The sequence below is a fragment of the Cellulomonas sp. T2.31MG-18 genome (genome assembly GCF_964266755.1).
Lineage (GTDB): Bacteria > Actinomycetota > Actinomycetes > Actinomycetales > Cellulomonadaceae > Cellulomonas.
This window is the reverse complement of the sequence record NZ_CAXWGW010000002.1, coordinates 737,862-762,688: the sequence shown is the minus strand read 5'-3', so window position 1 is coordinate 762,688 and position 24,827 is coordinate 737,862. Positions and strand designations below refer to the sequence as shown.

Below are 24,827 nucleotides of genomic sequence, written 5' to 3'. Positions count from 1 at the left end.
AGCCCGGCGGACCGCGTCGGCGCGAGCGCGGAACACCCGGGCGCGGGGGCCGGTTGAACGCCGTGGAAGGGAGCAACACATGAGCTGGCTGTTCGGATCCGCGCTGCGCACGACGATGGTGGAGCGCGCCGATGCACTGCCCGGGCGGGACGCCCCGGCGTTCGAGGTGCCGACGACCCACACGGTGCTCGGCACCCCGCTGGCCGGCCCCTGGCCGGAGGGTACGCGGGTGCTGTACCTGGCGTCGGGCTGCTTCTGGGGTGCCGAGAAGGCCGCGTGGCAGCTGCCCGGCGTGGTGACCACCGCCGTCGGGTACATGGGCGGGTACACCCCCAACCCGACGTACGAGGAGGTGTGCACCGGCCGCACCGGGCACGCCGAGACGGTGTTGGTCGCGTACGACCCGACGCGACTGAGCGACGTCGACCTGCTGCGGCACTTCTGGGAGGAGCACGACCCCACCCAGGGCTTCCGGCAGGGCAACGACGTCGGCACCCAGTACCGGTCGGCCGTCTACACCACGACGCCCGAGCAGCAGGCGGCGGCGCTGGCGACGCGCACCGAGTTCGCGCCGCGGCTGCGGGCGAACGGGTACGGGGACATCACGACGGAGATCCGGCCGATCGCGGACGCCGGACCGTTCTTCTACGCCGAGGGGTACCACCAGCAGTACCTGGACAAGAACCCGGCCGGGTACTGCCCGATCAACTCGACCGGGGTCGCCTGCCCGGTGCCGACGGGCGCCTGACCGGACGCCGGTCGTCCTCGCCGATGCGGGGACGACCGGCGCGGTGCCGACCTCCGCGGCCTGCCGACCCTCAGCCCTTCAGCGCGCCGACGACGGACTCGACGCGGCGGACGCGTGTCTCCGGCTTCTTCGCCGCCTCCACGGCGAGCACGTGCTGACGCTGCTGCGAGTAGCTCAACGCCTCGAAGGCCGCCTTGGCCGCGGGCTCGGCAGCGAGGGCCGCCGCGAGGTCGCCCGGCACCTCGACGGTGCGGGGCGCGGAGTCGAGCTCGACGTCGAGCTGCACCGCGTCACCCGCGGTCAGTCCGGCCGCTGCGCGGTTCTCCGCGCTGACACCGAGCCAGAATTCGCCGCCCATCCGGGCGATGCTGGTGCGCCACGTGTGGCCGTTCACCGTCGCGACGACCTTGGGTCGGTTCCCGCCGCCCAGCTCCGCCACGACCCCGTCGGGAATCCGGATGCCCGTCGTCGTGCCGCCCGTGGCGGTCAGCTCGCTCACCAGGTGCATCGGGCCATCGTCGGTCGGCGGCCCGGGCATGTAAACAGCGTCGGGACGTCGACGCGCCGCTGGCGGCACGGCGACGACGTCGGGCGGATGTCGGTGGCCCGCGGCACCATGACGGCCATGCGCCTGGTGCACATCGCGGAGACCTCGGTGGCCGTGGCCGCCACCCGGTCCCGGCTGGCCAAGCGTGAGGCGCTCGCCGCGACGTTGCGCGCCGCGGCCGACGACGGGCCGGACGATGTCGCCCTGGCCACCCGCTACCTGGCCGGACAGCTGCGGCAGCGGCGCACGGGCCTGGGCTGGCGGTCGCTGGCCGGCCTGCCCGGTGCGGCAGCCGAGCCGGGCCTGACGCTCGTCGAGGTGGACGCGGCGTTCGAGACGATGGCGTCGCTCTCGGGTGCCGGTTCCGCGTCGGCCCGGACGGCAGCCGCCGTACGGCTGTTCGGCGCCGCCACCGCGGTCGAGCAGCGGCTGCTGCGCGGCCTCGTCACGGGTGAGCTGCGCCAGGGCGCCCTCGACGCACTGGTGCTCGATGCGGTCGCGGCAGCCGCCGGCGTGCCCGAGGCGGCCGTGCGACGCGCGGCGATGCTGGCCGGCGACTCGGCACCCGTGGCGGTGGCCGCCCTCGGTGCATCCGGCAGCGCCGCCGCACTGGTGGCGCTCGAACAGTTCGCGCTGACCGTCGGCCGCGCGGTGCGGCCGATGCTCGCCCAGTCGGCTCCGGACGTCGCGGCGGCGTTCACGTCGCTGGGCGTCGACGGCGCCGCCGACCGACCGGCCGTGGTCGACGTGAAGCTCGACGGGATCCGCATCCAGGTGCATCGGGACGGCGACCAGGTGCGGGTGTTCACGCGGAGCCTCGACGAGATCACCGACCGGGTACCGGAGGTCGTCGCCGCCGTCCGCAGCATGCCCGCGCAGTCCGTCGTGCTCGATGGCGAGGCGCTCTCGCTGGACGAGGCCGGCCGGCCTCGTCCGTTCCAGGAGACGTCGTCCCGCACGGCCACCCGCGACGCCGACGTGGCGGCCGGCACCGCGCTGACGCCCTTCTTCTTCGACGTGCTGCACCTCGACGGCCGCGACCTGCTCGACGCGCCGCTGCGCGAGCGGCTCGCCGTGCTCGACTCCGTCGCCGTCGGCCACGTGGTGCAGCGCCTGGTCACGGCCGATCCTGCGGAGGCTCAACGCCAGTTCGCTGCGTGGGTGGCCGACGGGCAGGAGGGCGTGGTGGTCAAGGCCGTCGATGCCCCCTACGAGGCAGGGAGGCGCGGCGCTGCGTGGGTGAAGGTCAAGCCGCGGCACACGCTGGACCTGGTGGTGCTGGCGGTCGAGCGCGGTTCCGGCCGGCGCGCCGGCCTGCTGTCGAACATCCACCTGGGCGCGCGCGACGGCTCGGGTGGGTTCGTCATGCTGGGCAAGACGTTCAAGGGCATGACGGACGCGATGCTCGCCTGGCAGACCGAGCGGTTCCGCGAGCTCGCGACGTCCGACGACGGCTGGGTGGTGCACCTGCGGCCGGAGCAGGTGGTGGAGGTGGCGTTCGACGGGCTGCAGCGCTCGAGCCGCTACCCCGGCGGCGTCGCGCTGCGGTTCGCCCGCGTGCTGCGGTACCGCGAGGACAAGCCGGCGGACCAGGCCGACACGATCGAGATGGTGCGGACCCTGGCGGGCCCGGCGACTCGCACCTCGTCGTGAGGCACCGACTGCGCGGCATCCCTGCCAAGCAGGGGCCGCCGTCGAGCGGTGCGTCTGTTCGCGCCCACCTCCTTGCCGCGCTCCCGGCCTGACGGCCGTCCCCCGTCGCCTCAGTGGGATGACTCGGCGTCGTCGCCCCGCTGGCCGGCTGCCTCCCGTCTAGACGATCGGCCAGTCAATAAGACAACCCTCGCGACCCCGGCCACGACTCATGCTGACGGCCTGCCGCAGGATCCGAGCATCTCGCGTTGAACGCAGATGCGCACCGGCAGGCATACAGGCGTCTAGACAGTCATCTACTACTTGCATGCAGTCGAACAGTCATCTACACTGCCTGGTGTACCCGATGGAGGGAAGCCCAGATGTCCGAGCAGCGCACAGATCAACCGGAAGCGAAGAGGCGGGGCCCCGGCTTCCCGTCCATGACCCTGCACGACGCCGTCGAAGCGATCGTCATCGCTGGCCGAAACGGTCCTGAGCACAGTGAAGATGCCTTCGCCACCTACCTCGGACATAAGACGGCCAACAGCGGCGCCTTCCGCGCCAAGCTCGCGAGCATGCGGGACTGGGGTCTCTTGGCGCGGGGGAACCGCGACCGTGTCGCCCTCTCCGGGCTGGCACAAGAACTCGTGCTGGCGGCACCCGAGTACACATCCCAACAGTTGCTCGCGGCGTTTGAGTCTTGCCGTGTCTTCGGGATGCTCTACAACGACAGCGCGAAGAACATGCCCACGGATCTCTCCCGACTTCGGACCCAGGTCTTGATGCGCTACGGCGTCGCGAAGGACCAGGTCGACCGTTTCGTTGCCTCTTTCGTTCAGAGCGCCGCCTTCGCCGGGTTGGCGCAGACCGACGGCACGACGGTGACACTCTTCAATCGGGAGGCGACTGTCGGCGGCGGCTATGACGTCGGCGGCGATGTGGACCTGGCACCCGAACTGACCGCGGGTCAGCAGCCCATCGCCGCGCCCCACGCCCAGGAAAGCCCGGTGGCTTCTTCAGCGCACGCGGCCATCCCGACGGCGCTTCGTCAGCAGTGGCCGATCGACGGCGGCGAGATCGAGTTCGTGATCCGAACTGCTGAGGCCTTGCCGCCGAGAATCTACGTCCTCGTGGCAGAGATGGCACAGGTCGCCGAGAAGATGAAGGCAATGCTCGTGGGCCCAGCCTTCGAGCCCAGAACAGCCGACCCGGCAGCTGCGGACCGCCCAAGCAAGGCTCAGGACGACTGAAGAAGGGATGCGAGGTGAGTGTCGCGATGTACCTCGGATGGGCAACGGTCGCCATCGCGGTGATTGCGGCACTCTGCTTCTTGGCGTACCTCCTGTTCCTCCGCTTCGTCATCAACAAGACCGGCGAGACGGATGGACTCAAGGACGTCGCGCGCGCGATGGACGCGTACCGCGTGCCCCTGGTCACGCGGTCGCGTCGGCGCACGCTGCCGTGACGGCCATCCGTCGCCGACCACCAGCACGACTTTCAAGGGCGCAGCCGACGAGATGCTCACCTGGCGGACACAGCGGTTCCGTGAGGTGGCGGTCTTCGACGACGACTGGGTGGTGCGCTCCGGCTCGAGCACGTGGTCGAGGCGACGTCCGACGAGTTGCAGCGCTCGAGCCGTCATCCCGGCGGCGTGACACTGCGGTTCGCGCACGTGCTGCGCTACCGCGAGGACAAGAGCGCCGGGTAGGCGGACACGATCGACACGGCCCAAGTCGTCACGGTGCCGGTCACGGTCTCCTGACACGCCGCCGGCGCGGCGCCCCTGCCCAGCAGGAGGCCGCGCCGTCGACGAGCGGGTCAGTGGGTGCCGAGGATGTCCACGACGAACACCAGGGTGTCGCCGCCGCGGATGCCGGCCTGCGGCACGCCGCGGTCGCCGTACCCGAGGTGCGACGGGATCGAGAGCAGCACGCGGGAGCCGACCTGCTGGCCGACCAGGCCCTCGTCCCAGCCCGCGATGACGGCGCCGACGCCGATCGGGAAGCTGATCGACTCGCCACGGTCGTACGAGTTGTCGAACACCCGGCCGCCCCAGCTCTGGCCGAGGTAGTTCACCTCGATGTCCTGACCCGCCTCGACGAGGTCGCCGTCGCCCCGGCTGAGCACCTGTACCTCGAGCTCGGCGGGCGCCGCCGAGTCCGGGAAGGTCAGCGTGGGCTTGTCTCCGAACGAGCCCGAGGCCTCGGGCAGCACTGCGGCCATGGGGATGTCTCCTCACCGGTTCGTGGTCCGGCCACGTGCGCGGCCGGTGGCCCCGGCCGCGCGGCCGGGTGCCCGGACATCCTGCCCTGCCCGAGCCGAAGAGCGCTCATCCGACCTCTTGCCAGAGTTGGCTAATGGCATTAGCTTTCTGGTCATGACGAACCAGATCGAGCTTCTCGACCGGCCCGAGGGCCGGGTCGCGTACACCGTCGAGGGACCGGCCGACGGCCCTCTCGTCGTCCTCGTGCCGGGGATGGGCGACCTTCGCGGCACGTGGCGGGCGCTCGTCGGCCCGCTCGTCGCCGCGGGCTACCGCACGGCGGTCACCGACCTGCGGGGCCACGGAGACTCCGACACCACCTTCCGCCTCCACGGCGACCTGGCGACCGGATCGGACGTGATCGCCCTGGTCGAGCACCTCGGCGGTCCCGCCGTGCTGATCGGCAGCTCCATGGGCGCCGCGTCGGTCGCTTGGGTCGCCGCCGAGCGGCCGGACCTCGTCGCCGGCCTCGTGCTGTCCGGTCCGCTGCTGCGCAACCCCCCGACCAGCCCGCTCCTCGAGCACCTGATGCACGCCGCCTACCGCCTGATGTTCGTCCGGCCGTGGGGCGCCGCCCTGTGGGCGAGCTACTACCGGTCCCCGCTGAGCCGTGGCCGTCGGGCCCGGTGGTTCGACGAGCACCTCGCCGCGGTCCGCACCGCGATGAGCGACCCGGCGCACCTGCGCCAGTTCCGCCGGCTGACGCTGCAGCTCACCCACGCCCCGGTCGAGCCGCGCCTGGTGGACGTCCACGCGCCGGCCCTCGCCTTCATCGGCCGCCGCGACCCGGACCTGCGCGACCCCGCTGCCGAGGCGGCGTGGATCGAGCAGACGCTCGACGCCCGCGCCGTGCTGCTCGACGACGTGGCGCACTACCCGCACCACCAAGCTGCCGACGACGTCGTGCCCGCGACGCTGGCGTGGCTCGCCGAGCGGCCGCGTGACACGTCGGGCCGCCTGGTCCTCCCGGTCCGGGGCGACCGCACCGACCCCGCGGACCGCTGACGTGCCCCGCGCAGGACTCGACCCGGAGGCCGTCGTCCGGCTCGCCCTCGCGGTGGTCGACGACGGCGGCCCGACGGGCTACGCCGACCTGACCCTCGCCGCGGTCGCGGCACGGGCCGGCGTCGCGGTGCCGAGCCTGTACAAGCACGTCGCCGGCCTGCCCGCGCTGCGCCGAGCTGTGGCCCAGCGGTGCATCGAGCAGCTCGCCGACGCCCTCGAGGAGACGGCTGAGGGCCGCCAGGGTGCCGACGCGCTGGTCGCGCTGGCGTGGACGATGCGGCGGTTCGCCCACGACCACCCCGGCCGCTACGCCGCGACGCAGACCGAGCTGCTGGGCGTGCCGGAGGAAGCGACCGAGCTGCAGGCCGCGGCGACCCGCAGCGTGGCCGTCGTCGCCCGGGCCGTCGGCGAGCTCGGCGTGCCCACCGACCGGCACGTGGACGCCGTCCGCGCGGTCCGGTCCGCCGTGCACGGATTCGTCGTCCTCGAGGCGGCCGGGGGCTTCGGGATGCCCGACGACCTCGAGGTGAGCTTCGACTACCTGGTGAGGGGGCTGGTCGGCGCGCTGGCCAGCACGTCGGCGAGCCAGCGCAGCTGACGGTCGAGCTGGAACCCGAGCCCGCCCTCGTGCTGGTTGAACTCGTACACCTCGATGTCCCGGTCGGGCCTGGCGCCGACGGCGAGGGTCCCGTAGTGGTTGTACGCGGCGAAGACGGTGGACGGCGGGCACGTCTGGTCCCGCAGCGCGACGGAGAACAGCGCCGGTGCGGACGCCCGCCGGCCCAGGTGCACGCCGTCGACGTACGACAGCGTGCGAAGCACCTGGTCCACCTGGTCCCGGTGCACGGCGAGGTACTGGACCACCTCGCCGTACGGGAAACCGTCGGTGATCGCCATCGCCCGCGGGAAGTGGCAGAGGAACGGCACGTCGGGCATCGCCGCGACCAGGCCGTCCGCGAGCCCCGACACGGCGAGCGCGAGCCCGCCGCCCTGGCTGCCACCCGTCACGGCGACGCGCGCCGGGTCGACCCCCGGCATGCCGCGGACGGCGTCGACCGCGCGCACCGCGTCGGTGATCAGGCGGCGGTAGTAGTACGTCGCCGGGTCGAGGATGCCCCGGGTCATCACGCCGTTCGCGGCCGGGCCGCTGCCCTCCGGGTCGGGGGTGTGACCGCCGGTCCCCCACGTGGAACCCTGCCCGCGCGTGTCCATCAGCAGGTGCACGTACCCGGCGGCAGCCCAGGCCAGGTGCTCGTGCGCGAATCCGCGTCCGCCGCCGTAGCCGATGTACTCGACGACCGCCGGCAGCGGCTCGGTCACCCCTGCGGGCCGGGTCAGCCAGGCGCGGATCGGGTCGCCGCCGAAGCCGGCGAACGTGACGTCGAACGCCTCGATCAGCCGCAGCCCCGTGTCGGCCGGCTCGACGGTCAGCGCCAGGTCGTGCCCCCGCGCCTCCGCCAGCGTCCCGGACCAGAAGTCGTCCAGGTCGGCGGGCTCGTCCAGCTCCGGCAGGTACGCCCGCAGCTCGGGCAGGGACAGGTCGAAGATCGCCACGTTGCTCCTCGTCTCGCACGCGCCGCCCCGGCGCGACGGGCACGAGGCTAGAGCACCGAGCGACGGTGCCCGCGCCCCCGGCTCAGCGGGCCAGGAACCCCAGCAGGTCGTGCCGGGTCAGCACGCCGACCGGCTGCCCGTCCTGCACCACCATCAGCGCGTCGGCACCCTGCAGCGCCGTCCGTGCGGCGTCCACCGGCTCACCGGAGCCGATCAGCGGCAGCGGGGGCGACATGTGCCGGGCGACGCGGTCGGCCAGCGCCGCCGAGCCGCCGAACACCGCGTCGAGCAGGCTGCGCTCGCTGACCGACCCGGCCACCTCGCCGATCTTCACCGGTGGCTCCGCACCGACCACGGGCATCTGCGAGACGCCGAACTCCCGCATGATCTCGATCGCGTCCCGCACCGTCTCGGTCGGGTGGGTGTGCACCAGCGCCGGCATCGCGCCGTCCTTGGTGCGCAGCACGTCCGCGACCGTGGCGCCCTCCCCCGCGGCGAGGAACCCGTAGGACCGCATCCAGGAGTCGTTGAAGATCTTGGACAGGTAGCCGCGACCGCCGTCCGGAAGCAGCACGACGATCACGGCGCGCGCCGCCGCCACTGGGTCCTCGTCCTGCAGCCGTCGCGCCACCCGCAGCGCCGCCTCGACAGCCATTCCCGACGAGCCACCGACCAGCAGCGCCTCCTCGCGCGCGAGCCGGCGCGTCATCGCGAACGAGTCGGCATCGGACACCGGGACGATCTCGTCCGGCACCGACGGGTCGTACGCGCGCGGCCAGAAGTCCTCCCCCACGCCCTCGACCAGGTACGGCCGCCCGTCACCGCCGGAGTAGACCGACCCAGCCGGGTCCGCGCCGACCACCCGCACCCGTCCGCCGAGCTCCACCGGCCGGTCCGCCGACACGTCGTGCAGGTAGCGCCCGGTACCGGTGATCGTCCCGCCGGTGCCGACGCCGGCGACCAGGTGCGTGATGGTCCGGTCGGTCCCCTCCCAGATCTCCGGACCGGTGCTGGCGTAGTGGCTCGCCGGCCCGTTCGGGTTGGAGTACTGGTCCGGCTTCCAGGCGTCCTCGATCTCGCGGACGAGGCGGTCCGAGACGGAGTAGTACGACTCCGGGTGGTCGGGCGGCACGGCGGTCGGGGTGACGACGACCTCGGCGCCGTACGCGCGCAGCACGTCGCGCTTGTCCTGGCTGACCTTGTCCGGGCAGACGAACACGCAGCGGTACCCCCTGCGCTGCGCGACCAGAGCGAGCCCGACGCCGGTGTTGCCGCTGGTCGGCTCGACGATCGTGCCGCCGGGGCGCAGCGCGCCGGACTGCTCGGCCGCCTCGATCATCCGCAGGGCGATCCGGTCCTTCACCGACCCACCGGGGTTGAGGTACTCGACCTTCGCCAAGACGGTGGCCGCCAGGCCCGCCGTCACCGAGCTCAGCCGGACCAGCGGCGTGTGCCCCACCAGCTCGGAGATGTGCTGCGCGTACGTCACCGGCCCACCTTCTCATCGCCGGCCTGGTCACCCACCGCCACGCCCGACGGACGGCGAGCCGGAGCATCGACCGGGTATCTGGTCGGTCAAACCGGCCCCAAGACGAGCCCTCATCGCCTACGGTCGTGTGGGGTCGTCGAGCAGTCGGCGCGTTCCGCAGGTCTCCGGCCCCACCTCACAGGACGAGACGGACGGTCGGACGATGCGAGCGGGACGGCGATGATCGAGGCACACGGTCTGACGAAGCGGTACGGGCACACCACCGCGGTGGACGGGGCGAGCTTCACCGTGCAGCCCGGACGGGTCACCGGGTTCCTCGGGCCCAACGGGGCGGGCAAGTCCACCACGATGCGGATGATCGTCGGCCTCGACCGGCCGACCGCCGGCGACGTGACCGTCAACGGCAAGCACTACGCCGCGCACCGGTCGCCGCTGACGGAGGTCGGGGCGCTGCTCGAGGCGCGGGCGGTCCACCCCGGACGCACGGCCCGCGGGCACCTGCGCGCGATGGCCGCCACCCACGGCATCGGCAACCGTCGGGTCGACGAGGTGATCGAGCTGACCGGCCTGGGTGCCGTCGCCGGCAAGCGGGTCGGCGGGTTCTCGCTCGGCATGAACCAGCGGCTCGGCGTTGCCGTCGCCCTGCTCGGCGACCCGCACACGCTGATCCTCGACGAGCCGGTGAACGGCCTGGACCCCGAGGGCGTCATCTGGGTCCGAACGCTGGTCAAGTACCTCGCGTCGCAGGGCCGGACCGTCTTCCTCTCCTCGCACCTGATGAGCGAGATGGCCGTCACGGCGGACCACATCATCGTGATCGGCCGCGGTCGGATCATCGCGGACGCGCCCGTGGAGCAGGTGGTCGCCGGTGCGACCCACTCCACCGTCCGGGTGCGCAGCCCGCGCGCGACCGAGCTGGCCGACGTGCTGCGACGGGCGGGCGCGACCGTCGACAGCGCGGAGCCCGGCGTGCTCCAGGTGGTCGGCACGGGGCCGGAAGCCGTCGGCGAGGCAGCCGCGGCGCACGGCATCGTGCTCCACGAGCTGACGCCCCTCAGCGGCTCGCTCGAGGATGCCTACCTCGCGCTGACCGCCGAGGAGGTCGAGTACCACTCGGGTGTGGCGGTCCCGGCAGATCCGCGCACGGGCTACCCCGGCGGCGGGCAGGCCGTGCCCAGCGGGCCGCCGTCCACCGCCCGACCCCCGGTGCCACCGACCGCGCCGGCTGCCGGCGCGCAGACCGACGTGCAGGAGGACGTGCGATGAGCACCGTGACCACGACCCCGGCAACCACGCCCGCGCAGCAGCCCGCACGATCGGACCTGCGACTCTCGCCGCTGCACGTGCTGCGGTCCGAGTGGCTCAAGTTCTGGACGGTCCGCTCGACGTACTGGACCCTTGCGCTCACGGCAGCGGTCTTCGTCGGCCTGGTGGTGGCGGTCTCCTTCGGGATGCGGGCGCTGAGCGCCCAGCAGCAGGTCAACGAGGCGGGTCCCCTCCCCCTGATCCCGCTGAGCGCCGGCGCCCAGCTGGCGATGATCCCGCTCGCCGTGCTCGGTGTGCTCACGGTGACGTCCGAGTACAGCACCGGCATGATCCGCGCCAGCCTGACGGCGGTCCCCACCCGCCTCCCCGTTCTGTGGGCCAAGGCTGCGGTGGTGGCTGTCGTCACCCTCGTGCTCACCCTGGTGACCGTGCTGCTCAGCGCCGTACTGGCGTCGGCGATCCTGCACTCCACGGGCGGCAGCCTCGACGCCGGTGACCCGCAGGTGCAGCGCATCGTCCTCGGCACCGCGCTCTACCTGACCACGACCACCCTGTTCGCGTTCTCCCTCGGCGCGCTGCTGCGCCACTCGGCGGCAGCGCTGGGCGTGGTCCTGACGCTCCTGCTGGTGATCGAGAACGTGCTGAACGTGCTGGCCCAGGTCGTGTGGAAGTGGCTGCAGCACGTCACGCCGTTCCTCCCCGCCTCGGCGGGCAGCAGGTTGACGATGACGGAGCAGCAGCTCACCGCGACCAACGACGCGAACCTCTACCACGTGCACCTCAGCGCATGGCAGGGCTACGCGGTGCTGGTCGCCTGGGTCGTGGTCATCCTGGCCTTCGCGGCCGTCCGCCTCCGGTCGCGCGACGCCTGACCGTTCCCGGGAGCACGACGGCTGGGCACCTCGCGGTGACCCAGCCGTCGTGCTGTCCAGCCCTGCAGGCGCAGCTCAGAGCTCGCCCATCGCCTCGCCGGGCGTCAGCTCCGCCGCACGGGCGCCGACGTTCCACCGGGACCACAGCGTCTTCTCGCCCGCTGCCCGAGCCATCACGTGGCTGGTCAGCGCGAACACCACCAGACCCACGCCCAGCACCACGACGGCGACCCAGAAGGGCGCCTTGAGCCCGACGTGCTCGGCGACCAGGCCGGAGATCACCGGCGCGGGCGCGGCGAAGCCCCACCGGACCAGGTTGAAGGCACCCGTGGTGGACCGCCGGTCCGGCAGGCCGGTGGCCAGCGCCAGGTCGGTGAGGTTCGCGTTGCAGATCCCCATGCAGATGCCGGCGACCACCAGCACGACGATCGACACCGTGGTGCTGGTCGACAGGGCCAGGCCGACGAGGCAGCCGGTCAGCACCAGCACCGCGAGGCCGACGGTCGCCACCGCACCGATGCGGTGCGCGAGCCGGTGGCCGACCACCAGGATCCCGAACGCGAGGCCGATCCCCCACGCGGTGAACACCAGGCCGAGCGGCACCACCGACAGGTGCAGCGCCACCGGTGTGTAGCCGAGCACCACGAAGAAGACGAAGTTGTAGGTCGCGGTCAGCGCGCACAGCGCGATGAACGCCGGCTTGCGGAACGAGGCGAAGACGTCGGTCAGACGGAGCCGCGACGGCTTCTCGTCGGGGTCGCGCAGGCGGGACACCGACATCACGGCAGCGGCGACCATCAGCACACCGCACGCCATGAACGGCACCCGCCAGCTGATCCTGCCGAGCAGGCCGCCGATCAGCGGCCCGACGGCGAACCCGAGGCCGACGCACGTCTCGAAGAGCTCGACCACCCATTCGCTCTGCCGCGCGAGCGCCACGAGCAGGCTCATCGCCGTCGCGAAGAACATCGCGTTGCCCAGGCCCCACAGCCCCCGGAGCGCCGCGAGCTGCCCGATGCCGCCGACCGCCGACGCCGCCAGAGCGGCGACCGCCACGACCGAGACCCCCGCGGTGAGCACCTTCTTGTACCCGAACCGCCCCGTGGACATCACGGCGGGCACCATGCCGAGGGCCATCACGGCGATGTAGGCCGTGAACAGCAGCTCGATCTGCCACGTGGAAGCGCCCAGCGAGCTGCCGATGACGGGCAGGATGGGATCGACCACGGCGATGCCCGCGATCGCGAAGAAGGCGGTCAGCGCGGTGGCGTAGATGGCGGTGCGGTGCGGTTCGTCGCGCGTGGTGGCGCTCATGCGGCTCCCTGTGGAGGACGGTGGTGCGCACCTCGTCGTGCGGCCGGTGCATCGATTGCTGTATGCACCAGTGATTTACTTGTACCATACACCTGGTTCGGGGGGATGTGTCATGACGGCAACGGCCCAGACGGCCCCGAGGTCCGACGACTGCGTCGGGCGCATCGAGACCGAGGTGGCGCTGCTGCTGCGCCTCTCGGACCGCAACCGTCGCCGCTCCCGCCTGATGGACGGGGCCCTCGAGCGATCCGCCTACCTGGCGCTCCGGCTGCTGGAGTCGAACGGGCCCTCCACCATCACCCGCATCGCGGACGAGCTGCGGCTCGACGGGTCGACGGTGACCCGGCAGGTCGTCGCGATGGAGGAGGCCGGCCACGTCCGCCGCGGCAAGGACCCGCGCGACGGACGGCACCAGGTGATCTCCGCGACGTCGGAGGGTCTCGACGCGCTCGCACACACCCGAGCGGCGCGCAACGCCGTCTACCGCGAGGTGCTCTCCGCCTGGTCCGAGGAGGACCTCGGCACGCTGGCGCACATGCTGCGACGGCTCAACGCGGACCTCGACGCGCACCTCGACTCCTGAGGCCGAACCGCTCCCACGCGGCGTCGTCCTCCGCTACCGTCCGGCCCATGCTGCGCGTGCTGCCGTTCGCCCTGGACCTGGCGCTGCTCGTCTTCTGCCTGATCGACTGCATCCAGGCCGACCCGGGCGCGGTCCGGAACCTGCCCAAGGGTGGCTGGATCGTCCTCATCCTGCTGTTCCCGCTGGTCGGCGGCGTCGCCTGGCTCGTGGCGGGCAGGCCGGTCGGGCCGGGTCCACGTCGCGTCCCGTGGCCGTCGACCGCCACGGCCGGCTTCCCGGAGTACGAGCGGCCCCGCCCCGTCGCACCCGACGACGACCCAGCGTTCCTCGCCGGGATCGCCGAGTCGAACGCCGAGCACGAGAAGCTGCTGCGCGCCTGGGAGGACCAGCTGCGCGAGCGCGAGCGCCGCCTCGCGGAGCGGGACGACGGCGACGGGGCTACCCCGCCACCCGCATCGGACCACTGAGGCCGCCAGCAGCGCTACGCCGTCGTACCGTCCGGTCGGGCCGCCTCGTCGGAGGTCAGCAGGATGACGTTGCCGTCGGGGTCGTCCACCATCGCCGCGTAGGGCCCGGCGGTCCGGGTCGGTGCCATCCGCCCGTGGTAGCCGGCCCCGGTGAGCCGGGCCCACTCGGCGTCCACCGCGTCGTCGTCACCGGCGTAGAACTCCACCAGCTGCTGGTAGCCACGCTCCGGCCTTACCCAGTCCGGGTCGTACCGGGCCGCGAACTGCTCGGTGAGCACCAGCTTGGCGCCCGGTCCGAGCCGACAGATCGACACGGGGCGGTCCGACCGCGGGTCGGGGACGTCGAGCCCGAGCAGTCGGTAGAACTCGATGGAGCGCCGGAGGTCGCGCACCTCGAGGACCAGCATCGCGAACGTGGGACTCATCGGGTGACCGTCCCACCAGGGTCCGACAACGTTCGCGTGGGCGGCCGCGGGACGCCTGGTGCCGCGCGGCGGCGCCTTGACCGGGCGCCGCATCCGCGCCGCAGCCGGACGTTTCAGGGCGGTGCACCCCAGGGCGCCGTGGCGGTGCCCCCGCCGGGACTCGAACCCGGACTGAGCCGGTTTTAAGCCGGCCGCCTCTGCCGGTTGGGCTACGGGGGCGCAAGCCCCATCGTGCCAGCCGGCGGCCGCCGCGTCGGAGGGCTCAGCGCGCGCCGGCCACCGACGGGTCGGCCTGCTCCGCGGCGGGCTTCGGCTTGGGCCGCACCGCCGCGGCGCGGAACTCGGCGCGGGGGTCCTGCAGGGCGCCGAGCGAGACGACCTCGCGGCGCAGCAGCAGCGACGACGTCCAGCCCATCATGATGCGCAGCTTGCGGTTCACGGTCGGCATGGCGAACACGTGGTACGTGCGGTGCAGCACCCAGGCCAGGAAGCCGCGCACCTTGATGCGGCCGAACATCTGCGCGACGCCCTTGTACATGCCCAGCGAGGCGACGGCGCCGATGTTCTTGTGCTTGTACTCCGTCGGCGGGGCCGAGCTGAGCACCCGCGCCAGGTTGTCGCCCAGGTGGTTGCCCTGGCGCAGCGCGTGCTGGGCGTTCGGCGGGCACGTCTTGCCGGGGTTCACCAGGTCCGGGACCGCCGCGCAGTCCCCCGCGGCGTACGCGTCGGGGATGACCTCGCCGTCAGCGGTGGTCACCTGCAGGTACGCGTTGGTGATCACGCGGCCGGTCTTGTCCAGCGGCAGGTCGGAGTCGGCAAGCACGGGGTTCGCCTTGACGCCCGCCGTCCACACGACGGTCTCGGTGTCGAACTCGGTGCCGTCGGACAGCACGATGTGCCCGTCGACGCAGGAGTTGAGGAAGGTGGACAGGTAGATCTCGATGCGCCGCTTGCGCAGCTGCTCGAGGGTGTAGCCGCCGAGCTCCTCGCTGACCTCCGGGAGGATCCGCGGCGAACCCTCGACCAGGACGAACCGCAGCTCGTCCTCCTCCACCTGCTTGTAGTGCCGGATCGTGTAGCGCGCGAGGTCCTCGACCTCCGCGAGCGCCTCGACGCCCGCGAAACCACCGCCGACGAAGACGAACGTCAGCATCCGCCGACGCAGCTCCGGGTCCCACGTGCTGGCGGCAAGGTCGATCCGGTCCAGCACGTGGTTGCGCAGCGCGATGGCCTCTTCGACCGTCTTGAAGCCGATGCCCTCCTCGGCCAGACCCGGGATCGGCAGCGTCCGCGCCACCGAGCCGAGCCCGACCACCAGGTGGTCGTACTGCACCCAGTACGGGTCGCCCTCCTCGGGCGTGATCTGCACCCGCCGGCCGGCGTGCTCGATCTGCGTCACCTTGCCCTGCAGCACGTCGACACCCTTGAGTGCCCGGCGGTGCGGGGCCACCACGTTGCGGGGGTCGATCGACCCGGCCGCCGTCTCCGGCAGGAACGGCGCGTACGTCATGTAGGACCGCGGGTCGACGACGACGATCGCCGCGTCCCGCTTGCCGAGTCGGCGGCGCAGCCGCCGGGCGGTGTAGAGCCCCACCGTGCCGCCCCCGAGGATGAGCACCCGAGGCGACTTGCGCGGCTTGGCCGGACGCGCGGGTGCCTCCGACGGGACCGGCGCGGAACCCTGGACGGCAGCGGGATCGGACATGTCTCAACCGTAAACCGGGACTTTCGTCCCCGCCGTGGCGGTGTCGCGTGATCCTCCGCACAGCGGGCGCCCAGAGGCGGCCGGCCTGCGCCGGGACCGCCCGGCCGGGATCCCGCTCGCGGGCAGCGCGGTCAACCGTCGCCTGCGAGCACGAGCTGTGGGGCCGGCGTCCCGACGGCGAGCCGATGGTGACGTTCGACCTGCTGGCCCCAGGAGGTCGACGCGATGATCAGGGCCGCTCCGACCAGGCCGAGAGCCGTCAACGGCTCGCCGCCGAGACCGGCGCCGACCGCGACGGCCCAGACCGGTTCGGTCCCCAGCAGCAGGCTCGCCCGGCTGGCCGACGTGCGCCGGATGGCCCACGTCTGGGCAAGGAAGGCGAACACGCTGCAGGCCAGCGCGAGGTAGGCCAACCGGCTCCATCCGACGAACGACAGGTGCGGCACGGTCGAGGCGAGCCGGTCACCGGCGGCGGCGCCGAGCAGCACGGTGCCCACCACCGCCTGCACCGTGGTGAGCGACAGCGAGCTGTGCTGCCGGCCGCGGGTGAGCCGACCGATCAGGGTGACGTGCACGGCGCGGACCGCCGCGGCGGCGAGCATCAGCACGTCGCCCACCGTCGGAGCCCGGAAGCCGTGACCGGACACCAGCAGCGCCACGCCCAGCACGGCGAGGACGGCCGCGACGAAGAACGACACCGGCAGCCAGGCGCGCGACCACAGGCTCTCCAGGACCGGGGTGAAGACGATGGTCAGGCTGATGATCAGACCCGCGTTGGTGGCCGACGTCGTCGCGACGCCGAAGGTCTCCAGGGTGAGCACCGCCGCCTGGGTGCAGCCCAGCAGCACACCGACGCGCAGCTCCCGGCCCCGCGGGGACGGCACCCGTCGCACCAGGCACACCGCCCCGAGCGCGACGGCCGAGATCACGTAGCGCAGGGCCAGGACGACGAGGACCGGGGCGGCCGTGGTGAGCTCCTTCGCGACCAGGTAGCTGCTCCCCCAGACGAGCGCGACGCCGAGGAGCACCGCGTCGACGGCGGAGCGGGACCGAGTGGTGAGCACGGGCCGACCTTGCAGCTGCGGACCGTGAAGATCAACGACGTGTTTCTCGAGCATCCTTTTAGGATGACTTCATGGACCTGCGACAGCTAGTCGTCCTCCGGGAGCTCGGCGACCGCGGCAGCGTGACGGCGGTCGCCACAGCGCTGTTCGTCACCCCGTCGGCTGTGTCCCAGCAGCTGGCCGCGCTGCAGCGCAGCACCGCCGTTCCGTTGACCGAACGGAGGGGGCGCACGCTCGTCCTGACGGACGCGGGCCGCGCCCTCGCGGCTGCTGCGGCCGACGTCGCCGCCGCCGTGGCCCGCGCCGAGCGTGCGGTCGACGAGCACCTGACCGACCCCCGCGGCACCGTGCGGGTCGCGGCCTTCCACAGCGCGGCCGCCACCGTGTTCCCGCGACTGCTCCAGGCCGGCGGGGACGCCGTCCTCGAGCTCGCCGACCAGGACGTCGAGCAGGCCCGGTTCCCCGCGCTCACCTCCGACCACGACATCGTCATCGCGCACCGCCCCGACCACAGCCCACCGTGGCCGGCCGGCACGTCGGTGACCCCGCTGCTCCACGAGCCCCTCGACGTCGCCCTGCCCGTCGGGCATCCGCTCGCCGCCCGAGCCGACCTGTCGGTGGCGGACGTCGCCGACCAGCCGTGGATCGCCGTGCAGAGCGGCTACCCGTTGCTCGGGTCCCTCGAGGCGATCGCCGCCGCGGCAGGCCGGCCGGCGCGGATCCGCCACCGGATCAACGACTTCACCGTCGCGGCCGCCGTCGTCGCAGCCGGAGGCGGCATCGCCCTGATGCCCCGCTACACCGCACCGGTCCGGCCGGACGTGGTGCTCCGTCCGCTGCGCGACCTGCACGTCGCCCGGCGCGTGGACGCCCTGGTGCGACCGGAACGCGCCCTGCGCAGCGCGGTGAGCAGCACCCTCGGCGTGGTCCGGGACATCGCACGCGGGCTGACCGAGGCCCCCGGCACGACCCCGACGGTCTAGTGGGTCAGTCGGTCGCGGGCGGCTGGTCGCGGTCGGCGGCGGAGCCTGACACCCGGCCCTGCAGCACGGTGGGATCACCCTCCGGGTCGAGCCGCACGGCCGCCACGCGGTGCCCGTCCACCGCCGTGACCTGCAGCGTGGCGTTGGTCAGCCCCGAGCGCACCGTCTCCACCGGCACGCGGTCGCCGATCGCCGCCATGCGGCCGAGCCGCGACAGCACGTAGCCCGCGACCGTCTCGTACGGACCGTCGTGCAGCAGCACGCCGGTCCGGTCGGCGAACTCCTCGAGGGTCAGCCGCGCGTCCACGTCGGACCCCGTGCCGCTCGTCTCCGGCTTCACGTCGTGCTCGTCGACGATGTCGCCGACCAGCTCCTCGAGCAGGTCCTCCAGGGTGACGATGCCGTCCGTGCCGCCGTACTCGTCCACGACCAGGGCGATGTGGGTACCCGTCCGTCGCATGCTCGACAGCGTCGGCAGCACCTTGTTGGTCCCGGGCAGCGACGGGATGGGCCGGGCGACGTCGCCGACGGTGGCCTCCGGCTCGTCGCGCACGCCGTCGCCGAGGTCCACCGCGACGTCCGCCACGGCCGCGAGCAGGTCCCGCACGTGCACGAAGCCGACCACGTCGTCGAAGTCGGTCCCCGTGACCGGGTAGCGGGAGTAGGGCAGCTGCCGCACCTCCGCCGCCGCGTCGACGGCCGACTGCGCGGCGGACAGGAACCGCACCTCGCCGCGCGGACGCATCGCCTCGACCAGCAGCCGGTCACCCGCGTCGAACACGTCGTCGATCAGCCGGCGCTCGTCCTCGGGCAGGTCCGGGTGCGTGGCGACGAGGTCGCGCAGCTCCTCGTCCGTCACCGCCTCGCCCTTGGCCCTCGGGTCCTGGCCGAGCAGTCGCACCACACCGTTGGTGGACACGGACAGCAGCCAGATCACCGGCGTCATCACCCACGCGAGGCGGTCGACCGCCGAGCCCACCGCGGTGGCGATCCTCGCCGGCCGCTGCATCGCCAGCCGCTTCGGCACCAGCTCGCCGAGCACCAGGGACAGGTACGCGATCACCAGGGTCAGCGCGATCAGCCCCACCGTGTCCGCCGCACCCTGGGACAGCCCCCAGCGCACCAGCACCGGCGAGACGTGCGGCGCCAGCGTCGACGCGCCGAACGCCGCCGAGAAGAAGCCGGCCACCGTCACGCCGATCTGCACCGCCGCGAGGAACCGGTTGGGGTTGCGCGCAACCCGTGCGACGCGGGCGCCACGGCCACCCTGCTTGTCCAGCTGCACCAGCTGGCTCTCGCGCAGGGACACCAGCGCGAGCTCCGTGCCGGAGAACAGCCCTCCGATGCCGATGAACAGGAGGACCAGGGCGATGTCTGTCCAGATCTCGGTGGTCACGTCTCATCCCGGGGTCGGTGAAGCTCCAGCCTAGGCACAACGTCGCGGACGGACCCGGCGTCCCCTGCGGGGCACGACGCCGTCAGCCGGCGATGCTCCAGGCGATGCCGTCGAGGATGTCGTGCTCGCTGGTGACCACCTCGGTGAGCTGGCGGCCGTCGCGCGCCACCTCCGCCTGCACCCGCGCGATCACCTCGGACCAGATGAGGGCCCCGGCGCCGATCACGTCGACCCGCCCGGGGTGCATGAAGCCGAGCGCGCTGCGCTCCGCGCGGCTCCGGTGCAGCAGGTCGTCGCAGGCCGCCTCGACGGTGCGGACGTCCAGCACCGCCCCGTCGATGGCGGTCCGGTCGTACCGCGGCAGGCCGAGCGTGTGCGCTGTCACCGACGTCACCGACCCCGCCAGACCCACCAGCGTGACGGCCCGACCCAGGGGCACCGTTCTCTCCGCCTCGTCCAGCGCAGCCGCCACGTCGGCGCGTGCCGCGGCGATCTGCACGGCGGTGGGCGGGTCGGACCGCAGGTGCCGCTCGGTCAGCCGCACGGACCCGATGTCCATCGAGACGGCCGCCTCGGGCTCGTGGGTGCCGAGCACCAGCTCCGTCGAGCCACCGCCGAGGTCGACGACCAGGAAGGGGCCCGGATGCGTCGCGGCGAGCACACCTGTCGCCCCACGGAACGAGAGGGCGGCCTCCTCGTGGCCGGTCACCACCTCGGGGTCGACGCCCAGCGCGCCGCGCACCCCCGAGACGAACTCGTCGCGGTTGCGGGCGTCCCGCGTCGCCGACGTCGCGACGAACCGCACCGCCTCGACCCCGTGCTCACTGCAGGTGGCGGCGTAGCGCGCCGTCATGTCCAGCGTCCGGGCGAGCGCCTCGGGCGCCAGCTCACCGGTCCGGTCGACGCCCTGGCCGAGCCGGACGATCTCGGCCAGCCGCACCACCTCGGTCAGCGTGCCGGCCGCCACGTCGAGGTCGGCCACCAGGAGCCGGATGGTGTTCGTCCCGCAGTCGATGGCTGCCACGCGTGTCACCGGCACATCGTGCCATCCGCCCCGGACACCGGCCGGGCCGTCCGGCCTGCCCTCAGCGGCTCAGCACGTGCACCTGTCGGGCCGCCACGTGTCCCTGATCAGGGCGAGCACCTCGTCACCGACCGGGTTCACGCCGGGACCGGCGGCGAGCGCGTGGCCGACGAGCACGTGCAGGCACTTCACCCGCGTCGGCATCCCCCCGGCGGAGATCCCCGCGATCTCGGGCACGTGGCCCAGCGCCTCGCGGTCGGCGAGGTACGCCTCGTGCGCCCGACGATGCCCGGCCGCCAGCTCCTCGTCGACCGCGAGCCGTGCCATCAGCTCCTTCATCAGACCCGTCGCCTCGAGCGTGCTCACCGCCGCGACCGCCTGCGGGTTGGTGAGGTAGTACGTCGTCGGGAAGGGGGTGCCGTCGTCCAGCCGCGGCGCCGTCTGCACCACCGTCGGGCGTCCGCAGACGCAGCGCGCGGCGATCCGCACGACGCCGCGGGCCGGCCGGCCCAGCTGCTCGGTGACCACGGCGAGGTCACCCGGGTCGACGGCGGGGTACGGCGGCACGTGCTGCTCGGTCATCGGGAGAGCGTCCTGTCAGGAGGGGGCCTCCATTGTCCCTGACCAGGGTCGGCCGGCCGTGCCGCCCGTCGGCAGACCGCCCGTCGGGCGCTACCGGCCGCTCCCCACCGCTCGGACCGGGCGAGGTCTCAGGGCTTCGCTGCGCCCGTCGCCGCGGTGGGTGCACCGGTCGGCGCCCCGGTCGGCGCCGCGGTCGGCGCGGAGGTCGCACCCGACGTCGCCTTGGTCGCCGGCACCGCGGCCGCCGTGGGCGCGGTCGTCGGCGCCGCAGCCGCACCAGCCGCCCGGACCGACTGCCACACGTCCAGGTACCACGGCTGCGTGGAGCCGACCGCGCCGGACCCGTCGCTCGCACCCGTCTTCGGCGCGTTCGGCGCCGTGTCCGGCACGGTCTGCGGGTCCACCACCCGGAAGGCCGTCTCGCCCGGCATCACGAAGTTGAGCCGTTCCCGCGCCTGCGCCTTGACGTACGCCGGGTCGTCCCAGCGCTTGAGGTCCGCCTGCAGGTCGGAGTTGTGCTGCTGCGCCGCGGCCACCTGGGTGCGCAGCTGCGCGAGCTGCGTCTGCTGCTCCAGGTAGGAGTGCAGCGTCGGGTACACCAGCACGAAGGCGAGCAGCAGCACCAGGCCCAGCACCATGGCGCGCACCGTCAGCATCCGCGGGAGCCGCTGCTGGACCACCTCGGCACGCGGCGTGCCGCGAGGCGGGGTGACGGACGACGGCCGGGTCGACGCCCGGGCCGCCGCCGGACGACGGGACGCGCGCGGCGGGCTGGTGCGCGGCGCGGTGGTCCGCGGCGGGGCGCCCGTCCGTGGTGGGGTGGTGCGCGGCGTGACGCCCGAAGCCGCACGCTCGGCCACCCGGGGTGTGCCCGCCGAGCGCGCGCCGGGCGCGGCAGGACGACGGGCGGACGGCATGTGCTCGATTGTGCCCCGGCACGTCGCCAACCCCGGGTACCCGGTGCCGCTCCGCCGTGTCCGGGCGCGGCGGACGGCGGACGACGCGGCGCGCCCGCACCTGGGTCGTAGCAGGAGCGCGTGGCCGACGCCGAGCTGGTGCACGTGGCCGCACGTGTCCGAACCCGGACGCGCCGAGGGCCGGCGACCTGACGGTCACCGGCCCTCGGGGTGGTGCTGAGGTGCGGGACGCCTCAGCGCTGGAAGCGCGGGAAGGCGGACGCACCGGCGTAGGTGCCGGCGTCGTCCAGCTCCTCCTCGATGCGGAGCAGCTGGTTGTACTTGTTGATGCGCTCGCCACGGGCCGGCGCACCGGTCTTGATCTGGCCGGCGTTCGACGCGACGGACAGGTCCGCGATGGTGGTGTCCTCGGTCTCGCCGGAGCGGTGCGAGGTCATCGTGCGGAAGCCGTTGCGCTGGGCCAGCTCGATCGCGTCGAGCGTCTCGGTCACGGTGCCGATCTGGTTCAGCTTCACCAGGAGGGCGTTGGCCGAACGCAGCTTGATGCCCTTGGCCAGACGCTCCGGGTTGGTGACGAACAGGTCGTCGCCGACGACCTGGACGCGGGAGCCGATGCGCTCCATGAGGGCGCCCCAGCCCTCCCAGTCGTCCTCGGACAGCGGGTCCTCGATGGAGACCAGCGGGTAGTCCGCGACGAGCTTCTCGTAGTACTCGATCATCGCGGCCGACTGCAGCTTCTGGCCCTCGAACGCGTACTTGTCCTCCGAGAAGAACTCGGTGGCCGCGACGTCCAGCGCGAGGCCGACGTCCTTGCCGGGCACGTAGCCGGCCTTCTCGATCGCGACGACGATCAGGTCGAGCGCGTCACGGTTGCTCGGCAGGTTGGGGGCGAAGCCGCCCTCGTCGCCGAGGCCCGTGGACAGGCCCTTGCTCTTCAGCACGCTCTTGAGGGAGTGGTACACCTCGGCGCCGGCACGCAGCGCCTCCTTGTACGTCGGCAGGCCGAACGGCGCGACCATGAACTCCTGGATGTCCACGTTGGAGTCGGCGTGCGACCCACCGTTGAGGATGTTCATCATCGGGACGGGCAGCACGTGCGCGTTCGGGCCACCGAGGTAGCGGAACAGCGGCAGGTCGGCCGAGTCGGCCGCGGCCTTGGCGACGGCGATGGACACGCCGAGGATGGCGTTGGCGCCGAGCTTGCCCTTGTTGGGCGTGCCGTCCAGGTCGATCAGGGCCTGGTCGACCAGGCGCTGCTCGGTCGCCTCGTAGCCGATGAGCTCCGGGGCGATCTCGTCGATCACGGACTGCACCGCGCCGGTCACGCCCTTGCCGAGGTACCGGCCCTTGTCGTCGTCACGACGCTCCACGGCCTCGAAGGCGCCGGTGGAGGCGCCCGACGGGACGCCCGCACGAGCCAGGGTGCCGTCGTCGAGGGCGACCTCGACCTCCACGGTGGGGTTGCCGCGCGAGTCGAGGATCTCGCGGGCGCCGACGGCCTCGATGGTGGCCATGGGTGCTCCTTCGGACAGATGGTGGGTTTGCGAAACCACCCTAGTGCGGGCGGCCTCGGGCAGCGCCAGGACCTTGGGCCGAAAGGCCCTCAGAGAGCAGCGAGGATGGCCTCGACCTGGGTCTTGGCGTCGCCGAACAACATCGCGGTGTTCTCCCGGTAGAAGAGGGGGTTCGGGACCCCCGCGTAGCCGGTGGCCATCGACCGCTTGAAGACGATCACCTGGTGCGCCTCCCACACGTGCAGCACCGGCATGCCGGCGATCGGCGAGCCCGGGTCCTCCAGCGCGGCGGGGTTCACGGTGTCGTTGGCGCCGATCACCAGGACGACGTCGGTGTCCTTGAAGTCGTCGTTGATCTCGTCCATCTCGAGGACGATGTCGTACGGCACCTTCGCCTCGGCGAGCAGCACGTTCATGTGCCCGGGCAGGCGGCCGGCGACCGGGTGCACCCCGAACCGGACCGTGACGCCCTTCTCCCGCAGCCGGGTCACCAGCTCCGCCACCGGGTACTGCGCCTTGGCGACCGCCATGCCGTAGCCGGGGGTGACGATGACCGAGCGGGCCGACGACAGCAGCTCGGCCGCCTCGGCGGCGCTGACCTCGCGGTGCTCACCGCCGACCGCGGCGGCGCTGACCTTGCCCCCCTCGGCACCGAACCCGCCGAGGATCACCGAGATGAACGACCGGTTCATCGCCTTGCACATCAGGTAGGAGAGGATCGCACCGGAGGACCCGACGAGGGAGCCGGTGACGATCAGCAGGTCGTTGCCGAGCATGAAACCGGCGGCGGCCGCGGCCCACCCGGAGTACGAGTTCAGCATCGAGACGACCACCGGCATGTCGCCGCCGCCGATCGCCGCGACCAGGTGCAGACCCAGCGCCAGGGCGACGACCGTCATGATCGCCAGCGGCCAGATCGACGGCGCCGCGACGAACCAGCCCATCAGCGCGAACGACACCACCAGCGCGCCGAGGTTCAGGAGGTTGCGGCCCGGCAGGGTCAGCGGGTTCGACTTGATCCGCGCCGACAGCTTGAGGAACGCGATGATCGAGCCGGTGAACGTCACCGCACCGATCAGCACCCCGAGGAACACCTCGACCAGGTGCGCGCCGCCGGCCTTCTCGGTGAGGTACGAGTTGTAGCCGATGATGACGGCCGCGGCGCCGACGAAGCTGTGCAGCATCGCGATCAGCTCGGGCATCTGCGTCATCTCGACCGTGCGGGCGCGCCACGTGCCGATCACGGCACCGACCACCAGCACCAGCGCGATCAGCAGCGCGGTCACCCACGGCGACCGCACCGAGTCCTTGAGGGACAGGACGATGGTGGCGACGAGCGCGACGCCCATGCCGACCATGCCGAGGACGTTGCCGCGGCGGGCGGTCTCCTGCTTGGACAGGCCGGCCAGCGACAGGATGAACAGGACGGCCGCCACGAGGTAGGCGGCCTGGGCCACCGTGGTGAGACTCACGA

General features: G+C 72.8%; 25 protein-coding genes and 1 tRNA gene. 11 read left to right on the top strand and 15 right to left on the bottom strand.

Annotated features, from left to right (window positions below):
• The first annotated feature begins 79 nt into the window (after positions 1-79).
• Complete coding sequence (gene msrA / locus ACFQTY_RS11390; RefSeq protein WP_378100445.1) at positions 80-748, top strand: peptide-methionine (S)-S-oxide reductase MsrA; 669 nt, start codon at positions 80-82, stop codon at positions 746-748.
• Between the two features lie 70 nt (positions 749-818).
• Here msrA and ACFQTY_RS11385 read toward each other — a convergent pair whose 3' ends face one another.
• Positions 819-1,256, bottom strand: a complete 438-nt coding sequence (locus ACFQTY_RS11385; RefSeq protein WP_378100443.1) for a YdeI/OmpD-associated family protein — start codon at positions 1,254-1,256, stop codon at positions 819-821.
• A 117-nt stretch (positions 1,257-1,373) separates the two neighbouring features.
• On the opposite strand from ACFQTY_RS11385, the gene ACFQTY_RS11380 reads away from it, so the two are divergent.
• The 3 genes from ACFQTY_RS11380 (at position 1,374) to ACFQTY_RS11370 (ending at position 4,395) form a co-directional block, all read left to right on the top strand.
• Positions 1,374-2,948, top strand: coding sequence for an ATP-dependent DNA ligase (locus ACFQTY_RS11380; RefSeq protein WP_378100441.1), 1,575 nt, complete (start codon positions 1,374-1,376; stop codon positions 2,946-2,948).
• A 362-nt stretch (positions 2,949-3,310) separates the two neighbouring features.
• Positions 3,311-4,180 carry a hypothetical protein gene (locus tag ACFQTY_RS11375; protein ID WP_378100439.1) on the top strand — a complete coding sequence of 290 codons (870 nt, stop codon included), beginning with the start codon at positions 3,311-3,313 and terminating at the stop codon, positions 4,178-4,180.
• A gap of 14 nt (positions 4,181-4,194) precedes the next feature.
• A complete protein-coding gene (locus ACFQTY_RS11370; protein ID WP_378100437.1) occupies positions 4,195-4,395 on the top strand; it encodes a hypothetical protein in 201 nt (66 codons plus the stop codon).
• A 353-nt stretch (positions 4,396-4,748) separates the two neighbouring features.
• On the opposite strand, the gene ACFQTY_RS11365 is transcribed toward ACFQTY_RS11370, so the two are convergent.
• Complete coding sequence (locus ACFQTY_RS11365; RefSeq protein WP_263731749.1) at positions 4,749-5,153, bottom strand: FKBP-type peptidyl-prolyl cis-trans isomerase; 405 nt, start codon at positions 5,151-5,153, stop codon at positions 4,749-4,751.
• A gap of 154 nt (positions 5,154-5,307) precedes the next feature.
• Here ACFQTY_RS11365 and ACFQTY_RS11360 point away from each other — a divergent pair, with 154 nt between their 5' ends.
• Positions 5,308-6,198, top strand: a complete 891-nt coding sequence (locus tag ACFQTY_RS11360; RefSeq protein ID WP_378100435.1) for an alpha/beta hydrolase — start codon at positions 5,308-5,310, stop codon at positions 6,196-6,198.
• A gap of 1 nt (position 6,199) precedes the next feature.
• Positions 6,200-6,796, top strand: coding sequence for a TetR/AcrR family transcriptional regulator (locus ACFQTY_RS11355; RefSeq protein ID WP_378100433.1), 597 nt, complete (start codon positions 6,200-6,202; stop codon positions 6,794-6,796).
• On the opposite strand, the gene ACFQTY_RS11350 is transcribed toward ACFQTY_RS11355, so the two are convergent.
• Both ACFQTY_RS11350 and ACFQTY_RS11345 read right to left on the bottom strand, forming a co-directional pair.
• Positions 6,736-7,752, bottom strand: a complete 1,017-nt coding sequence (locus ACFQTY_RS11350; RefSeq protein WP_378100431.1) for an acetylxylan esterase — start codon at positions 7,750-7,752, stop codon at positions 6,736-6,738. The genes ACFQTY_RS11355 and ACFQTY_RS11350 overlap by 61 nt on opposite strands.
• 82 nt (positions 7,753-7,834) lie before the next feature.
• Complete coding sequence (locus ACFQTY_RS11345) at positions 7,835-9,241, bottom strand: cystathionine beta-synthase (protein WP_378100429.1); 1,407 nt, start codon at positions 9,239-9,241, stop codon at positions 7,835-7,837.
• Positions 9,242-9,460: 219 nt separating this feature from the next.
• Here ACFQTY_RS11345 and ACFQTY_RS11340 point away from each other — a divergent pair, with 219 nt between their 5' ends.
• The gene (locus tag ACFQTY_RS11340; protein WP_378100426.1) at positions 9,461-10,507 is read left to right on the top strand and encodes an ATP-binding cassette domain-containing protein; all 1,047 of its coding nucleotides are present in this window, start codon (positions 9,461-9,463) and stop codon (positions 10,505-10,507) included.
• Positions 10,504-11,379 (top strand): ABC transporter permease subunit, encoded by an 876-nt coding sequence (locus tag ACFQTY_RS11335; protein WP_378100424.1) that lies wholly within the window; start codon positions 10,504-10,506, stop codon positions 11,377-11,379. Before ACFQTY_RS11340 ends, ACFQTY_RS11335 begins: the two co-directional genes overlap by 4 nt.
• A gap of 75 nt (positions 11,380-11,454) precedes the next feature.
• Here ACFQTY_RS11335 and ACFQTY_RS11330 read toward each other — a convergent pair whose 3' ends face one another.
• Positions 11,455-12,693 carry an MFS transporter gene (locus ACFQTY_RS11330; protein WP_378100422.1) on the bottom strand — a complete coding sequence of 413 codons (1,239 nt, stop codon included), beginning with the start codon at positions 12,691-12,693 and terminating at the stop codon, positions 11,455-11,457.
• A 112-nt stretch (positions 12,694-12,805) separates the two neighbouring features.
• Here ACFQTY_RS11330 and ACFQTY_RS11325 point away from each other — a divergent pair, with 112 nt between their 5' ends.
• The gene (locus ACFQTY_RS11325) at positions 12,806-13,276 is read left to right on the top strand and encodes a MarR family winged helix-turn-helix transcriptional regulator (RefSeq protein WP_378100420.1); all 471 of its coding nucleotides are present in this window, start codon (positions 12,806-12,808) and stop codon (positions 13,274-13,276) included.
• Between the two features lie 47 nt (positions 13,277-13,323).
• A complete protein-coding gene (locus ACFQTY_RS11320; protein WP_378100418.1) occupies positions 13,324-13,743 on the top strand; it encodes a PLD nuclease N-terminal domain-containing protein in 420 nt (139 codons plus the stop codon).
• A gap of 14 nt (positions 13,744-13,757) precedes the next feature.
• Here the strand turns inward: ACFQTY_RS11320 and ACFQTY_RS11315 are convergent, their stop codons facing one another.
• The 4 genes from ACFQTY_RS11315 to ACFQTY_RS11300 all read right to left on the bottom strand — a co-directional run bounded on the left by ACFQTY_RS11315 (position 13,758) and on the right by ACFQTY_RS11300 (position 16,937).
• Positions 13,758-14,168, bottom strand: a complete 411-nt coding sequence (locus ACFQTY_RS11315; protein ID WP_378100416.1) for a VOC family protein — start codon at positions 14,166-14,168, stop codon at positions 13,758-13,760.
• Between the two features lie 145 nt (positions 14,169-14,313).
• Positions 14,314-14,387 (bottom strand) — tRNA-Leu (locus ACFQTY_RS11310).
• A gap of 43 nt (positions 14,388-14,430) precedes the next feature.
• Positions 14,431-15,873 (bottom strand): NAD(P)/FAD-dependent oxidoreductase, encoded by a 1,443-nt coding sequence (locus ACFQTY_RS11305; protein WP_378100414.1) that lies wholly within the window; start codon positions 15,871-15,873, stop codon positions 14,431-14,433.
• A gap of 131 nt (positions 15,874-16,004) precedes the next feature.
• Positions 16,005-16,937 carry a DMT family transporter gene (locus ACFQTY_RS11300; protein ID WP_378100412.1) on the bottom strand — a complete coding sequence of 311 codons (933 nt, stop codon included), beginning with the start codon at positions 16,935-16,937 and terminating at the stop codon, positions 16,005-16,007.
• Positions 16,938-17,008: 71 nt separating this feature from the next.
• On the opposite strand from ACFQTY_RS11300, the gene ACFQTY_RS11295 reads away from it, so the two are divergent.
• Positions 17,009-17,920: a LysR family transcriptional regulator gene (locus ACFQTY_RS11295; protein WP_378100410.1), complete on the top strand. Its 912-nt coding sequence runs from the start codon at positions 17,009-17,011 to the stop codon at positions 17,918-17,920.
• Between the two features lie 4 nt (positions 17,921-17,924).
• Here ACFQTY_RS11295 and ACFQTY_RS11290 read toward each other — a convergent pair whose 3' ends face one another.
• The 6 genes from ACFQTY_RS11290 to pntB all read right to left on the bottom strand — a co-directional run bounded on the left by ACFQTY_RS11290 (position 17,925) and on the right by pntB (position 24,825).
• Positions 17,925-19,316: a hemolysin family protein gene (locus tag ACFQTY_RS11290; RefSeq protein WP_378100408.1), complete on the bottom strand. Its 1,392-nt coding sequence runs from the start codon at positions 19,314-19,316 to the stop codon at positions 17,925-17,927.
• 82 nt (positions 19,317-19,398) lie between these two features.
• Positions 19,399-20,349 carry an exopolyphosphatase gene (locus ACFQTY_RS11285; protein WP_378100406.1) on the bottom strand — a complete coding sequence of 317 codons (951 nt, stop codon included), beginning with the start codon at positions 20,347-20,349 and terminating at the stop codon, positions 19,399-19,401.
• Between the two features lie 60 nt (positions 20,350-20,409).
• On the bottom strand, positions 20,410-20,922 hold the full coding sequence (locus ACFQTY_RS11280) for a DUF501 domain-containing protein (protein ID WP_378100404.1): 513 nt from the start codon (positions 20,920-20,922) through the stop codon (positions 20,410-20,412).
• 128 nt (positions 20,923-21,050) lie between these two features.
• Positions 21,051-21,839 carry a septum formation initiator family protein gene (locus ACFQTY_RS11275; protein ID WP_378100402.1) on the bottom strand — a complete coding sequence of 263 codons (789 nt, stop codon included), beginning with the start codon at positions 21,837-21,839 and terminating at the stop codon, positions 21,051-21,053.
• Between the two features lie 233 nt (positions 21,840-22,072).
• Positions 22,073-23,353, bottom strand: a complete 1,281-nt coding sequence (eno, locus tag ACFQTY_RS11270; protein WP_337974843.1) for a phosphopyruvate hydratase — start codon at positions 23,351-23,353, stop codon at positions 22,073-22,075.
• A gap of 89 nt (positions 23,354-23,442) precedes the next feature.
• Positions 23,443-24,825: a Re/Si-specific NAD(P)(+) transhydrogenase subunit beta gene (gene pntB / locus ACFQTY_RS11265; RefSeq protein WP_378100399.1), complete on the bottom strand. Its 1,383-nt coding sequence runs from the start codon at positions 24,823-24,825 to the stop codon at positions 23,443-23,445.
• Positions 24,826-24,827: the final 2 nt, after the last annotated feature.

What these genes read in the sequence shown, in the direction of transcription:
- msrA (WP_378100445.1), top strand. Translation starts at nt 80, where the DNA reads ATGAGCTGGCTGTTCGGATCCGCGCTGCGCACGACGATGGTGGAGCGC.
- ACFQTY_RS11385 (WP_378100443.1), bottom strand. Translation starts at nt 1,256, where the DNA reads ATGCACCTGGTGAGCGAGCTGACCGCCACGGGCGGCACGACGACGGGC.
- ACFQTY_RS11380 (WP_378100441.1), top strand. Translation starts at nt 1,374, where the DNA reads ATGCGCCTGGTGCACATCGCGGAGACCTCGGTGGCCGTGGCCGCCACC.
- ACFQTY_RS11375 (WP_378100439.1), top strand. Translation starts at nt 3,311, where the DNA reads ATGTCCGAGCAGCGCACAGATCAACCGGAAGCGAAGAGGCGGGGCCCC.
- ACFQTY_RS11365 (WP_263731749.1), bottom strand. Translation starts at nt 5,153, where the DNA reads ATGGCCGCAGTGCTGCCCGAGGCCTCGGGCTCGTTCGGAGACAAGCCC.
- ACFQTY_RS11360 (WP_378100435.1), top strand. Translation starts at nt 5,308, where the DNA reads ATGACGAACCAGATCGAGCTTCTCGACCGGCCCGAGGGCCGGGTCGCG.
- ACFQTY_RS11340 (WP_378100426.1), top strand. Translation starts at nt 9,461, where the DNA reads ATGATCGAGGCACACGGTCTGACGAAGCGGTACGGGCACACCACCGCG.
- ACFQTY_RS11335 (WP_378100424.1), top strand. Translation starts at nt 10,504, where the DNA reads ATGAGCACCGTGACCACGACCCCGGCAACCACGCCCGCGCAGCAGCCC.
- ACFQTY_RS11330 (WP_378100422.1), bottom strand. Translation starts at nt 12,693, where the DNA reads ATGAGCGCCACCACGCGCGACGAACCGCACCGCACCGCCATCTACGCC.
- ACFQTY_RS11325 (WP_378100420.1), top strand. Translation starts at nt 12,806, where the DNA reads ATGACGGCAACGGCCCAGACGGCCCCGAGGTCCGACGACTGCGTCGGG.
- ACFQTY_RS11320 (WP_378100418.1), top strand. Translation starts at nt 13,324, where the DNA reads ATGCTGCGCGTGCTGCCGTTCGCCCTGGACCTGGCGCTGCTCGTCTTC.
- ACFQTY_RS11315 (WP_378100416.1), bottom strand. Translation starts at nt 14,168, where the DNA reads ATGAGTCCCACGTTCGCGATGCTGGTCCTCGAGGTGCGCGACCTCCGG.
- ACFQTY_RS11305 (WP_378100414.1), bottom strand. Translation starts at nt 15,873, where the DNA reads ATGTCCGATCCCGCTGCCGTCCAGGGTTCCGCGCCGGTCCCGTCGGAG.
- ACFQTY_RS11295 (WP_378100410.1), top strand. Translation starts at nt 17,009, where the DNA reads ATGGACCTGCGACAGCTAGTCGTCCTCCGGGAGCTCGGCGACCGCGGC.
- ACFQTY_RS11280 (WP_378100404.1), bottom strand. Translation starts at nt 20,922, where the DNA reads ATGACCGAGCAGCACGTGCCGCCGTACCCCGCCGTCGACCCGGGTGAC.
- ACFQTY_RS11275 (WP_378100402.1), bottom strand. Translation starts at nt 21,839, where the DNA reads ATGCCGTCCGCCCGTCGTCCTGCCGCGCCCGGCGCGCGCTCGGCGGGC.
- eno (WP_337974843.1), bottom strand. Translation starts at nt 23,353, where the DNA reads ATGGCCACCATCGAGGCCGTCGGCGCCCGCGAGATCCTCGACTCGCGC.